Origin of the sequence: Brachymonas denitrificans (assembly GCF_907163135.1) — a bacterium.
Lineage (GTDB): Bacteria > Pseudomonadota > Gammaproteobacteria > Burkholderiales > Burkholderiaceae_C > Brachymonas > Brachymonas denitrificans_A.
In genome coordinates, this window is the sequence record NZ_CAJQUA010000001.1 from 698,379 (window position 1) to 711,323 (window position 12,945).

Here is a 12,945-nt window from a genome sequence, read left to right on the forward strand (position 1 = left end):
TGTTCACACGATTCCATGAAATCCCCTGCGGTCGTGCGCATTTTTGCGGGCACAATGCCTTGTGAGACCCGAAACACCTACAAGGAGACAGACATGCTGGGCCTGATGCAGAACCAACCCCTGCTGCAATCGTCGCTGATCGAATTTGCGGCAGCCAACCACGGCGATACCGAAATCGTGTCGCGCCGGGTGGAGGGGGACATCCACCGCTACACCTGGGCCGATGCGGCACGGCGTTCGCGCCAGCTGGCCCATGCGCTCGATGGCCTCGGCCTGGCCGCCGATGCCCGCGTCGGCACCCTGGCCTGGAACGGCTACCGCCACCTGGAGCTGTACTACGGCGTGAGCGGCACCGGCCGGGTCATCCACACCATCAACCCGCGCCTGCATCCCGAGCAGATGGCCTGGATCGTCAACCACGCCGAAGACGAAGCGCTCTGCTTCGACATGAGCTTCCTGCCGCTGGTGCAGCTGATTCACGGCCAATGCCCCACGGTGAAGCACTGGATTGCCCTGTGCGATGCCGACAAACTGCCAGCCGACAGCGGCATTCCGAACCTGGCGAGTTACGAAGCGCTGATCGCCAACCAGAATACCGACTACGACTGGCCGCAGCTCGACGAAAACACCGCCAGCGGCCTGTGCTACACCAGCGGCACTACCGGCAACCCCAAGGGTGCACTGTATTCGCACCGCTCGAACATCCTGCATGCCTACGCTGCTGTCATGCCCGATGCCATGGCGCTGAGTTCGCGCGATGCCGTCATGCCTGTGGTGCCCATGTTCCACGTCAATGCCTGGGGCACGCCCTTCAGCATGGCGATGACGGGTTGCAAGGTGGTCTTCCCGGGCCCGCAGCTCGATGGCAAGTCGCTGTACGACCTGATCGAGGCCGAGCAGGTCACCTTCAGTGCCGGCGTGCCCACCATCTGGCAGATGCTGCTGATGCACGTGCAATCCAAGGGCCTGCGCTTCAGCAGCCTGAAACGCACGGTGATCGGTGGCTCGGCCTGCCCGCCGGCCATGATCGACGCCTTTGCCGCACTGGGCGTGCGCGTGATCCATGCCTGGGGCATGACGGAGCTGTCGCCATTGGGCGCACTGAGCACACTCAAGCTCAAGAACGAGTCCCTGCCGGCCGAGGAAAAGCGCCGCCTGCTGGCCAAGCAGGGCCGCCCGGTGTTCGGGGTCGACCTGAAGATCATCGACGAAAACGGCGAAGACCTGCCGCATGACGGCACCACCTACGGCAACCTGATGGCGCGCGGCAACTGGGTGATCGAGCGCTACTTCAAGTTCGACAAATCGGCCGTCATCGACGGCGGCTGGTTCCACACCGGCGACGTGGCCACCATCGACCCGGACGCCTTCATGCAGATTACCGACCGCAGCAAGGACGTGATCAAGTCCGGCGGCGAGTGGATCAGCTCCATCGACGTGGAAAACATCGCCATGGGCCACCCGGCCGTGGCCATGGCCGCCTGCATCGGCATGCCGCATCCCAAATGGGACGAACGCCCCATCGTGGTAGTGGCGCTCAAGCCCGATGCGCAGCTCACGCGCGAGGAACTGCTGGCCTTTTACGAAGACAAGCTCGCCAAGTGGCAGATCCCGGATGACGTGGTGTTTGTCGACGCCATTCCGCTGGGCGCCACCGGCAAGATGCTCAAGACCAAGGTGCGGCAGATGCTGGGCGACTACAAGCTGCCCTCGCTGTAAGCAGGGCAGGCGAGATCATTCGCGGTGCGGATTGCCGCGACCACGGTCCCAGCCCAGCTGCTTGCCGCGGCCTTCGTTGCCACGCTCCCAGCCCTTGTGGCGGCGATCATTGCTGCGGTACTGGCGCTCGTATTCGTTGCGGTAGCGGCGCACTTCACGGCGCTCGCGACGTTCGTCGTAGCGGCCGTCGTCCCGGTCGCGGATCACCACCGGACGATGCACCACCACCGGATCACGCACGATCACCCTGCTGCCCGGGCGATGGATCGCATAGGCACGCGGCGAGGCGGCATTCACGAAGTACACCGGCCGGTTGCAGGCGTTGTAGCGGCTGCAGTGCTTGCTCCACTTCTTGCGGTGGCCCGGCGGCACGTACAGGTACATCGGGTCGTAGCCGACGGCAGTGCGGTGGATGATGACCGGGCGCGAACTGTAAACCGGCGGCGGCACCGCGGCGTCGCCCAGCACGATCTGGCCGTACACGCCCTGGGTAAGGGGCGCACCGACGGTGATGTTGTTGTACCAGGGATTGGCGTTGACCGTGACTTGCGCCTGGGCAGCCCCCAGGCCCAACAGGCTGGCTGCGCCCACCAGCGCGGTGGCAATCGAATGACGGATGTTCATGGAGGTCTCCTTCTGCTGCGCCATACAGGCGCCCAACCCGATTGTGGGCCCTTGGAGACGGCGCAACCCAGCCAGGCGTTGACCATACGTAACCAATTGCCAGGCCGTTAACGGTTGCCACCGATGAATGTTGCATGGCCGCCGGTGTAGCTGCTATTGCTTACGAATAGCCCAGGCATGCCCGCGGCAGGAAAGCAACACATCAGGACAGCGGCGCAGGCACGAAAAACGGCGCCGCAGCGCCGTTCCTCTCGAGCCTGGGCGAGATTACTTCATGCCCATGCGGATCGCCCCATCCAGACGGATCACCTCACCGTTCAGCAGGTCGTTTTCGAAGATGTGCTTGGCCAGCTTGGCGAAATCTTCGGGACGGCCCAGACGGCTGGGGAAGGGCACCATTGCAGCCAGCGAATCCTGCACTTCCTGCGGCATGCCGAACAGCATGGGCGTGCCCATGATGCCCGGAGCGATGGTCATGTTGCGGATGCCGGTACGGGCCAGATCGCGGGCAATGGGCAGCGTCATGCCCACCACGCCGCCCTTGGAGGCGCTGTAGGCCACCTGGCCGATCTGGCCTTCGAAGGCGGCCACGGAAGCGGTGGAGATCATCACGCCGCGCTCGCCGGTGGCTTCAGGCTCGTTGGCGCTCATGGCTTCGGCCGCCAGGCGCATCATGTTGAAGGAGCCGATCAGGTTGACGGTGATGACCTTCTGGAACAGCTCCAGGCTGTGCGGGCCTTTCTTGCCGACGATCTTCTCGGCGGGAGCGATGCCGGCGCAGTTCACCAGACCCATCAGCTTGCCCAGGCCCGTGGCAGCTTCCACCACCTTGCGGCCATCGGCCTCGTCGGCCACGTTGGCCTTGACGAACACGCCACCGATTTCCTGCGCCACTTGCTGGCCGCGCTCTTCGTTCATGTCAGCGATGACGACCTTGCCGCCATTGGCTGCCAGCATGCGCGCCGTGCCTTCACCCAGGCCGGAAGCACCGCCGGTCACGATGAAAGACTTGCCTTGAATCTCCATGTCGAGCTCCTTATGTCGAATTGAAATGGGGTCGCTGTGGTTGACGTTGACGTCAACGGAATACCGCATTGTAGGGCGAACGCGGGGCCGTACGCGAGAAAAATTCCGGATCCGCACGCGGAGCGGGGCAGGGCTTGCACTGCGGCCGCCGCTGCTTTCATCCGCGCAGGATCATTGTAGGCGGCACAGGCGGCTGTTTACTTTTGCTTGCACGGTGAATTGCCGGCGGCTTACCATGCCATGTCCGATCCAGAATCCCTCTGTATTTACCGCCATGTCGCCATCCGAAGTGCCGTCTGCTGATTCCCTGCATCTCCACCTGCAACGCCGCCAGGCCCTGCGTCTGCTGGGAGGCAGCATGGGCGCGGCGACACTGCTTGGCCTGACGGCTTGCGGCAGCGCGCCGCCGGCACCGAGCCCGCAAAAGCCCGCGGCCCCGCCGGTCGCCCGGCGCAAGCCGCGTCTGGCGCTGGCCCTGGGGGGCGGCGCGGCACGTGGCTTCGCCCACGTCGGGGCGCTGGAAGTGCTGGAAGAAGCCGGCATCCGGCCCGACATCGTGGTCGGCACCTCGGCGGGCAGCGTGGTCGGCTCCATCTACGCCAGCGGCTTGCGCGGCAGGGCGCTACGCGATGCTGCCCAGGCGCTCGACAAGAACGCCATTACCGACTGGCAGGTGCCTTTCCTGAACCGGGGCCTGCTGCGCGGAGCGGCGCTGGAGCGCTTCATCAACCAGCAGGTGGGCAACCGCCCGATCCAGGCCATGCCGGTCAAGCTGGGCATCGTGGCGACGGATCTGAAATCGGGGCAGGGCATCCTGTTTCGCAGTGGCAATACCGGGCAGGCGGTGCGCGCATCGAGTGCCGTGCCGGGCGTGTTCGAGCCGGTGCGCATCGGCAGCCGCGAATATGTGGATGGCGGTCTGGTGGCGCCGGTGCCGGTCAACTATGCGCGCCAGCTTGGCGGCGAGGTGGTGGTGGCCATCGACATCAGCAGCGAGCCGACGGCCGAAGCGGCCAGAAGCCAGGCCCAGGTGGTGCTGAAAACCTTCTCCATCATGGGGCGCAACATCAATACCAATGAACTGAAAAACGCTGATGTGGTGCTGCGTCCGGCGCTGGCGGGTGTTTCCAGTGCGGATTTCAGCAACCGCGAGCGCTCGATCGAGGCCGGCCGCGCTGCCATGCGCCAGGCTTTGCCGCGGATCCGCGCCCTGCTTGCGAAAGGGGTGTGAGGCGCATCCCTGTGCTGCCGCCAGACCTTTGAGACAAAAAAAATGCCCCACCGAGGTGGGGCAAATTGCATCTGCTAGTCCGGCATTGCACCGGTAACGAGACACAAGGAGACAACTTGTTGTGCTGGCTGGCATCTGGCCAGCCAGTCTTGCTCAGGGCCTATCAGGCGCGGGGAGCAGCAGGCTTCTTGGCAGCAGCAGCGGCCGTCTTGGTGGCGTTGATGGCCGTGTTGGTCATGGCGTTGAAGTTGGCTTCAGCAACGTCGGAAGCTTGTTTCACGGCCTTCTGCACGGATTCGAAAGCAGAGTTGGCAGCGGAAACGGCGTTCTTCATCATGGCCACGCCAGCTTCGGAACCAGCAGGAGCGTTCTTGCTCATGTTGTCCACAACGGCGTTCACTTTTTGCTGGGCTTCAACAGCCTGGGATTCCAGAACCTTGGTGAATTCAGCAGCAGCGCCGGAAGTGATGTCGTACAGATGACGGCTGTAGGCAGCAGTCTTCTCGGCCAGGGGCTGGAACAGGGAAGCTTGCAGGGCCAGCAGTTCCTGAGCGTCTTTCACGTTCATGGCAGCCTGGGTGGTTTGAGCGGCGTCGGTCAGGGCGGCCTTGGCAGCGTTCACGTTCAGGTCGATCAGCTTCTCGACGCTTTCGAAAGCCTTGTTGGTCAGACCAAACAGGGTTTCCAGGTTGGCTTTGTGGGCGGCGGCGATTTGTTCAGCGGTCAGCATGGGAGTTCCTCCAAAAAATTACACTACAGGTGAAAATAACACTGCGCTTGTTGGTGGGGCCTTTCAGCCCCTGTGCCATGCGTCGCAGCCCTCGCCGGCACTTTTGTTGCACTGCAACATGGGCTCTAGTATAAGACCAGTTTGCTGCATTGCAATATCTTTTTGTGCGGCGCAGCAAAAAAGCTGCGGTCAAATTGCAACAAGTTGTATTGAAGTGGCGGGCGGATGCGGGATGTGCCGCGCCTGCCCGGGCACAGGCTGAAGGAGTGCCATTCCTGAGTGGCTCCAGACGCTCCGTTATGATCACGCGCAGGCCATGCCTGTGGCTGACCCATATATATAGCGGCGTAATCGCGCCAGCACAAACCTTGTTTCCAATGCATACAAGCTCACCGCAACCGCGCCTGCTGGTCACGCGTGCCATTTTTCCCGATGTGGTCGATCGCCTGCGCCAGCATTTCGAGGTCATCGACAACCCGGAGGACGCGCTGTGGACGCGCGAGCAGATGGGTGACCGCCTGCAAGGCTGTGCCGCCGTGCTCACCACCCCCTCCGAGGCCATCGACGGCGAACTGCTTGCACGCAGCCCCGGTCTGCGCATGTGCGCCAACATGGCGGTGGGCTACAACAATCTCGATCTGCCGGCGCTGACGGCGCGCGGCATTCTGGCTACTAACACTCCCGACGTGCTCACCGAAACCACGGCCGATTTCGGCTTTGCCCTGCTGCTCGCCACCGCACGCCGCGTGACCGAGGCCGAGCGCTGGTTGCGGGACGGCCACTGGACCAAATGGCGCTACGACACCCTGCTGGGCCGTGACGTGCATGGCAGCACGCTGGGCATCCTCGGCATGGGCCGCATCGGCCAGGCCATTGCCCGCCGCGGCGCGCACGGCTTCGGCATGCGGGTGATCTACCACAACCGCAGCCAGCTCGATGCCGCCACCGAGCAGGCGTGCGGGGCGCGCTATGTCTCGCGCGAAACCCTGCTGCGCGAGGCTGACCACCTGGTGCTGGTGCTCCCTTACTCGGCCGGCACCCACCACAGCATCGGCATGGCCGAACTGCGCCAGATGAAGCCAGGCGCCAGCCTGATCAACATCGCGCGCGGCGGCATCGTGGACGATGCGGCACTGGCCCGTGCCTTGCGCGAAGGCGTGATCGCCGCTGCCGGCCTCGATGTGTTCGAGGGCGAGCCGCAGGTGCATCCCGATCTGCTCACGCTCGACAATGTGGTGCTCAGTCCGCATATCGCCAGTGCCAGCGAGGCCACGCGCCGCGCCATGGCCAATCTGGCGGCCGACAACCTGATTGCCTTTTTCACGCGCGGCGAGGCGCTCACGCCGCTCAACCCCGAAGTGCTGACCCGCTGAGTTATGTCCGAATCCCTGATGTTGACCGTGGCCCTGATCCTGCTGGGCCTGAACCTGCTGTTGCTGCTGGTCCTGCTATTGCGCAAGCCCGATGACCGTCCGCAGCGCGAGGCGCTGGAGTCGCTGCGCGATGCGCTTGACGACCGCATCGGCGAAAGCAATGAGCGGCTGGAGCGTGAGCTGCGCCGCGAGCTGGCCGAGACGGCGCGCACCAGCCGGCAGGAGCACGCGCAGACGCTGGGTACCTTCCAGGGCGCGCTGGTGCAGCATGCCGCCGAGTCTGCACGTACGCAGGGGGCGCAGCTCGAGGGCTTTGCCAAGCAGCTGGCGCAGATGGAGCGCATCGTGCAGGACACGCTCAACCAGCGCCTGGCCAGCCTGCATGAAGGCAACCAGCAGCGCATGAACGAGGTACGCAGCACGCTGGACGAGCAGATTACTCGCCTGGCGCAGGGCAATGCGCAGCAGCTCGACCAGGTGCGCAGCCTGGTGGGCGAAACGCTGCACAGCACGCTGCAGTCCCGTCTGGCCGAAAACGCCCAGTTGCTGCAGCAGCAATTGCAGGGCGTGCAGGGCGGCCTTGCCAGTATGCAGAAGCAGGTGTCCGACACGCTCACCAGCCAGCTCGATGCCCTGAGCGAATCCAACGCGCGCCGCCTGCAGGAAATGCGCGGCACGCTGGAAACGCAGATGGCGCAGATGCAGCACACCAACAGCGCCAAGCTCGACGAAATGCGCCAGACCGTGGACGAAAAGCTCCAGTCCACGCTGCATCAGCGCCTGGGCGAGAGCTTCCGCCAGGTGGCAGACCGGCTGGAGATGGTGCACAAGGGCCTGGGCGAGATGCAGACGCTGGCCCAGGGCGTGGGCGATCTCAAGCACCTGCTCAGCAACGTCAAGACGCGCGGCATGTTCGGCGAGGCACAACTGGGCGCCTTGCTGGAGCAGGTGTTTGCACCCGACCAGTATGCCGCGCAAGTCACCGTGCACCCCAACGCCCGCCACGCAGTGGATTTCGCCATCCGCCTGCCAGGCAAGAGCGAGGATGGCACGCCCCTTTGGCTGCCGATCGATGCCAAATTTCCGAACGAGGATTACGAACGCCTGCTGTCTGCCCAGCACCGTGCCGACGCCGAAGGTGCCGAACTGGCCGCGCGCCAGCTGGAGGCACGCATCCGCATGGAGGCCAAGTCCATCAGCGAGCGTTACATCGCGCCGCCGCACACCACCGACTTCGCCATCCTGTTCCTGCCAACCGAGGGCCTGTACGCCGAAGTGCTGCGCCGCCCCGGCCTGATGGAAAGCCTGCAGCGCGACCACCGCATCACGCTGGCCGGCCCGACCACGCTGATGGCCATGCTCAACTCGCTGCAGATGGGCTTCAAGACGCTGGCGCTGGAAAAGCGCAGCAGCGAGGTATGGCAGGTGCTGGGTGCCGTCAAGACCGAGTTCGGCAAGTTCGGCGATGTGCTCGCCAAGGTAAAGAAGCAGACGCAGACCGTGCTCAACACCCTGGACGAAGCCGAGCGACGCAACCGTGCCATGCACCGCAGCCTGCGCAGCGCCGAGGCGCTGCCGGAGCCGGAAGCACAGGGCATTCTGGGGTTGCCGCAAGCCGGCACCAGTCTGACGGCTACCGACGAAGACGCAGACTGAATCCGGAATTGGGGCGTTCTCACGTGCAAACGCCCGCTATTGCGGGCGCTTGCATGGCCTGGAGTCGGCGTCTTTTAACGCACCTCCACCCGCACAGGCTCAACGCGGATGCCGGGGTCGACAACCACCGCGCCGCTACCCGTCGAAGGTCCGCAGCGCCCCTGTTTTTTCAACCCTGGAGGGCAGAAGCCGCCCCCTGGCAGACAGTTGCCTTTCTTGGCTTGTCCCGGCGGGCAGTGCGAGCCGTTGCCGGCGCCGTAACTGCCATCGTAGTAGGGATCGCCCAGCGATACTGCGCAACCGCCAAGCAGCAGTAGCGCCGCCAGGGGCAGCGCAGACACAATCGTTTTCATGGTGTGCTCCTTTCCGGTTATGGCTGTATTGTTGCGCGCTTTCCGGAATGTGCTGTAGATCCTTGCAAACCTTGTCGCAGCCTGTATCAGGCCGGCTCGTGAGAGTTGAACACCAGGCAGGGGCCGTTGGCGACTGCGACCTTCTTGGGATCGGAACACTTGGCCAGGTAAAAATCGCGGATCTCGCGCCAGGCATCTTCCGGTGTGTCCACATAGGTGAGCAGGTTCAGATCTTCCGGCGAAATCATGCCTTCCTCGGCCAGCAGCTCCAGGTTGAGCAGTTTCTTCCAGTAGGCACTGTCATACAGCACGATGGGCACCTGGGCCGACTTGCGCGTCTGCACCAGCGTCATCACCTCGAACAGTTCATCCAGCGTGCCGAAACCGCCCGGAAACACCACCAGCGCCACGGCGCGCACCATGAAGTGCATCTTGCGCAGCGCAAAGTAGTGGAACTTGAAGTTCAGGTCCGGGGTGACATAGGGGTTGGACTGCTGCTCGTGCGGCAGCGTGATGTTCAGGCCGATGGTGGGCTCGCCCATTTCGCTGGCGCCGCGGTTGGCCGCTTCCATGATGCCGGGGCCGCCACCCGTGCAGATGTAGACATGGCTCTGGCGCGGCTTGCCCACGCTGTATTCGGCTACCAGGCGGCCGAATTGCCGTGCCGCTTCGTATGACGCTGCACCGCGCCGCCAGCGCTCGGCCTGGGCCAGCGAGGCGGCATCGCCGGTGCGTTCGGCAGCGGCAATGACCTGGGCGGCGAACTCGGGCGAGGGCACGCGTGCACTGCCATAGACGACGACGGTGTGGTCGATCTGCCGGCGCTCCAGCTCCAGCTCGGGCTTGAGCATCTCGATCTGCAGCCGGATGCTGCGCGTTTCGCGCCGCAGCAGGAATTCGGGATCGGCAAAGGCCAGGCGGTTGGATTCGGGGGGAAGGGCGATGCCTTGGTCTGCAAGTTCCTGGAGTTCCTCCCAGGCATGTGCCAGCCGCTGTTCGCTCAGGTTGCCCTTGTTCTTCATGATGTCCTTCTTGTTCCGGGTGTTCCGGCACGCGCCGGCTTGATTTCCAGTGTACACAAACAAAAAAGGCCTCCCGTCACACGGAAAGCCTTTCTTGCCGGGTTGCAGGGCCAGCCTGCAGCGCCATTACACGCGCTTGCGGTATTCGCCGGTGCGGGTGTCGATCTCGATGCGGTCGCCCTGGGCCACGAAGATCGGCACACCGACTTCGAAGCCGGTCGCGATCTTGGCGGGCTTGAGCACCTTGCCGGAGGTGTCGCCCTTGACGGCGGGCTCGGTCCAGGTGATTTCGCGCTCGACGCTGGTGGGCAGTTCGACGGAGATGGCCTTGCCTTCGTAGAACACCACTTCGGCTTCCATGCCTTCTTCCAGGTAGTTCAGGGCGTCGCCCATGTTCTCGGACTCGACTTCGTACTGGTTGTACTCGGTGTCCATCCACACGTACATGGGATCAGCGAAGTAGCTGTAGGTGCACTCTTTCTTGTCGAGCACGATGTTGTCGATCTTGTCGTCAGCCTTGAACACCACTTCGGTGCCGAAGTTGCTCAGCAGGCTCTTGAGCTTCATGCGGACGGTGGCAGCGCCGCGGCCGCCACGGGCGTATTCGGTTTTCAGCACGACCATCGGGTCTTTGCCGTGCATGATCACGTTGCCGGCGCGGATTTCTTGAGCGATTTTCATGTTCAGGTGTATCAGGTTAGTGCCGCATCAAGGCATGCCCGGAGCATGCTGGCGGCGTAGGCCATGGCGGGAATCTGCAGAGGCTCGCGCACGGCTGAAGATGCAGGGTTTTTGCTGCAGGCGCTCATTCTAGCCGCAAATGGAGGGGCGAGCCAGCCGCAGCCGCGCGAGGCGCCAATGCCTGATCAGGGTCATGCCGCATCGCGCAGTCCTATTGGCGCGCAGGCACAATAGCGTTTTTGTTTTTTCCTTGTCATTGCCCGCCATGTCCCTGCACGTCGATCTCAAATTGCTGGATGAACGCCTGAAAACGCAAATGCCTGCCTACGCAACGGCCGGCAGCGCGGGCCTCGATTTGCGCGCCTGCCTCGATGCGCCGCTCACCTTGCAGCCCAATGCCTGGCAACTGGTGCCCACCGGCATGGCCATCTACCTGCAGGATCCGGGCTATGCAGCCATGATCCTGCCGCGCTCGGGGCTGGGCCACAAGCACGGCATTGTGCTGGGCAACCTGGTCGGCCTGATCGACAGCGATTACCAGGGCCAGCTGATGGTAAGCGCCTGGAACCGCACGGACACCGCGTACACCATCGAGCCGATGGAGCGCATTGCACAGCTGGTGATCGTGCCGGTGATGCAGGCGCACTTCAACGTGGTGGACGAATTTGCAGATGTGAGTGCGCGGGGCGAGGGGGGCTACGGTTCTACCGGGCGTTCCTGAGCCAGCGGCTGGCCGACAGCATCTGGCCGAGCTTGCGCTCCTGCGGCCAGGGTTCGTCGTGCAGCAGCGCGGCCATCTGTTCGCCGCAGAGCATGGCAAGCGCCAGCCCGCGTGCGCCCATGCCCGCGCAGAGCGAGATGCCTTCCAGGCCCGGAACAGGCAGCGGCCCGACCACGGGCAGGCGGTCCGGCAGCGTGGTGCGCACGCCGGCCCAGGCACGGGCCTGGCTCTGGGCGAAGGCCGGGGCCAGCGCCTTGCCGGCAGCGGGGTGCAGGATCTGCAGCTTGGCCAGAATCTCGCCCATGTCCCTCTCGCGCGGGCTGGGGTCGGTATCGCCGCGATTGAAGGTTGATCCCGTAATCCACATCGGCCCCTGCCGCTCCGGCGTGGCGTGGGGAATGTGTGCAGCCATGCTGCCCTTGCCGTTGACGGGGAAGGGCGGCAGGGCATCCGGGTGGGGCAGATCGTCCTGCCAGCCCCAGGCAATCTGCCCGCGCAGGGGTTTGAAGGCGATGCCGAACGGCGCGTCCGTGCACGCCGGTTGGCCTGACGCTGCAGCGAGTTGCTGCAGCAGCGCCGAAGAATGGTAGGCCGCCGCAATGACGACATGCCGGGCCTGCGCCAGCACCTGGCCGTCGGCGTCCAGCGCCTGCCAGAGTCCGCTATCCGCGCGCTGCAGGGCGGCGACGCGGCCGTTGCCCTGAAAGCGGATGCCCGGACGCCTGAGCAATGCGGACACCAGTGCTGCCGGCTTGATCCAGGCAGCACCGGGATGCAGGATGGCGGTGATGTCTTGGGGCAAGCAGGCTTGGGCGATGTCTTGCGGGCTGGCGCGGTGCGCCCATTCGCTGCTGGGCCGGAGGGCGCCGGGGGCATCCGGCGCTTGCCAGGCGCGGGCCAGTTTGCTGTCGCCATCCACACAGTGTTCGAGCACACCGCCTTGCGACCATTCCAGGCCCGGCTCCAGCAGCGCCTCGGCACGATGCAGCATGCAGCGTACGCCGGCCCGGCTGATCTGGGAAATGCGCGTGTCGTCGGCCGAGGTGTGCGGCACGACCAGGCCCACGGGCAGGCCGGACGCGCCGGCAGCCGGTGCCGGGCCGGCATCCAGCACGGTGACCTCCCAGCCGCGGCGCGCCAGGCTCCAGGCACTGGCAGCGCCGCTCAGACCTGCGCCGATAACGATGGCAGTTGATGGTACAACGCTGGATCGGGAACTTTCATCTATCCAGTGCGGGCTATAAAAGTATCCATTCGGTTGGCCGTCGGCCGTTTGCCATCCTTTGCTGCGCAGGGCGTGGCGCCAGTCGGCGTCTGTGATGTCGGCAGCATGCACAGCATCCGCGATGTCTGCAGGACAGGATGCGGTGCCGAGATGCAGCCGCGTGCCATGCCGGCTGAGTGCGGCAAGTGCAGCGGCCAGATGTGCTGGCTCAAGCCCGGGCGTGCGGAATAGCCCCGAGCCTGCGTGGATGGAATCGAAAACACCGGTACAGCCTGCCAGTGCCTCGCGCACGGGCACCAGCGCGAGCTGGAGGATCAGCCGCTCATCCTCCAGTGGAAGACGATGCCATCCGGGAATCAGCCCCCACCAGTGCGCCTGCAGCTGCCGGGCCAGCGGTTCCCCATCCGCGCCCAGACGCGCTTCGATGGCACGGGCCACCTCGCTCCATGCTGGAAGCCGGTCGGCTTGCCAGACAAAATGATGGATGCCTGCTGCGGCGCGATGCTGCTGCCACCAATCCAGAAACAGCGCGATGTCCGGTACGGACAGGCAGAGGCTATGGGACATGGGGCAGCAGGGTGTTC

12 protein-coding genes are annotated in these 12,945 nt (G+C 64.5%); 5 read left to right on the plus strand and 7 right to left on the minus strand.

The window, feature by feature from the left end; translation table 11 throughout:
* Positions 1-93 precede the first annotated feature (93 nt).
* Complete coding sequence (locus KKQ75_RS03355) at positions 94-1,719, plus strand: 3-(methylthio)propionyl-CoA ligase (protein ID WP_213360298.1); 1,626 nt, start codon at positions 94-96, stop codon at positions 1,717-1,719.
* 15 nt (positions 1,720-1,734) lie between these two features.
* Here the strand turns inward: KKQ75_RS03355 and KKQ75_RS03360 are convergent, their stop codons facing one another.
* Positions 1,735-2,343: a hypothetical protein gene (locus KKQ75_RS03360; protein ID WP_213360300.1), complete on the minus strand. Its 609-nt coding sequence runs from the start codon at positions 2,341-2,343 to the stop codon at positions 1,735-1,737.
* Between the two features lie 267 nt (positions 2,344-2,610).
* A complete protein-coding gene (locus KKQ75_RS03365; RefSeq protein WP_213360303.1) occupies positions 2,611-3,369 on the minus strand; it encodes a 3-hydroxyacyl-CoA dehydrogenase in 759 nt (252 codons plus the stop codon).
* Positions 3,370-3,604: 235 nt separating this feature from the next.
* Here KKQ75_RS03365 and KKQ75_RS03370 point away from each other — a divergent pair, with 235 nt between their 5' ends.
* Positions 3,605-4,600, plus strand: coding sequence for a patatin-like phospholipase family protein (locus KKQ75_RS03370; protein ID WP_250130985.1), 996 nt, complete (start codon positions 3,605-3,607; stop codon positions 4,598-4,600).
* A gap of 163 nt (positions 4,601-4,763) precedes the next feature.
* Here KKQ75_RS03370 and KKQ75_RS03375 read toward each other — a convergent pair whose 3' ends face one another.
* Positions 4,764-5,330 (minus strand): phasin family protein, encoded by a 567-nt coding sequence (locus KKQ75_RS03375; protein ID WP_213360304.1) that lies wholly within the window; start codon positions 5,328-5,330, stop codon positions 4,764-4,766.
* Positions 5,331-5,707: 377 nt separating this feature from the next.
* Here KKQ75_RS03375 and KKQ75_RS03380 point away from each other — a divergent pair, with 377 nt between their 5' ends.
* Both KKQ75_RS03380 and rmuC read left to right on the plus strand, forming a co-directional pair.
* Positions 5,708-6,703, plus strand: a complete 996-nt coding sequence (locus tag KKQ75_RS03380; RefSeq protein ID WP_213360305.1) for a 2-hydroxyacid dehydrogenase — start codon at positions 5,708-5,710, stop codon at positions 6,701-6,703.
* 3 nt (positions 6,704-6,706) lie between these two features.
* The gene (rmuC, locus tag KKQ75_RS03385; protein ID WP_213360306.1) at positions 6,707-8,359 is read left to right on the plus strand and encodes a DNA recombination protein RmuC; all 1,653 of its coding nucleotides are present in this window, start codon (positions 6,707-6,709) and stop codon (positions 8,357-8,359) included.
* Positions 8,360-8,433: 74 nt separating this feature from the next.
* On the opposite strand, the gene KKQ75_RS03390 is transcribed toward rmuC, so the two are convergent.
* From KKQ75_RS03390 to efp, 3 genes are all read right to left on the minus strand, one after another.
* Positions 8,434-8,712, minus strand: coding sequence for a hypothetical protein (locus KKQ75_RS03390; protein ID WP_213362830.1), 279 nt, complete (start codon positions 8,710-8,712; stop codon positions 8,434-8,436).
* A gap of 86 nt (positions 8,713-8,798) precedes the next feature.
* Positions 8,799-9,734, minus strand: a complete 936-nt coding sequence (locus KKQ75_RS03395; protein WP_213360307.1) for a TIGR00730 family Rossman fold protein — start codon at positions 9,732-9,734, stop codon at positions 8,799-8,801.
* A 126-nt stretch (positions 9,735-9,860) separates the two neighbouring features.
* Positions 9,861-10,415, minus strand: coding sequence for an elongation factor P (gene efp / locus KKQ75_RS03400; RefSeq protein ID WP_091816406.1), 555 nt, complete (start codon positions 10,413-10,415; stop codon positions 9,861-9,863).
* 265 nt (positions 10,416-10,680) lie between these two features.
* Between efp and dut the strand changes: the two genes are divergently transcribed.
* Positions 10,681-11,136, plus strand: a complete 456-nt coding sequence (dut, locus tag KKQ75_RS03405) for a dUTP diphosphatase (RefSeq protein WP_371687083.1) — start codon at positions 10,681-10,683, stop codon at positions 11,134-11,136.
* Here the strand turns inward: dut and mnmC are convergent.
* Positions 11,120-12,928 (minus strand): FAD-dependent 5-carboxymethylaminomethyl-2-thiouridine(34) oxidoreductase MnmC, encoded by a 1,809-nt coding sequence (gene mnmC / locus KKQ75_RS03410; RefSeq protein ID WP_213360308.1) that lies wholly within the window; start codon positions 12,926-12,928, stop codon positions 11,120-11,122. The two genes, dut and mnmC, sit on opposite strands and share 17 nt — an antisense overlap.
* Positions 12,929-12,945 lie beyond the last annotated feature (17 nt).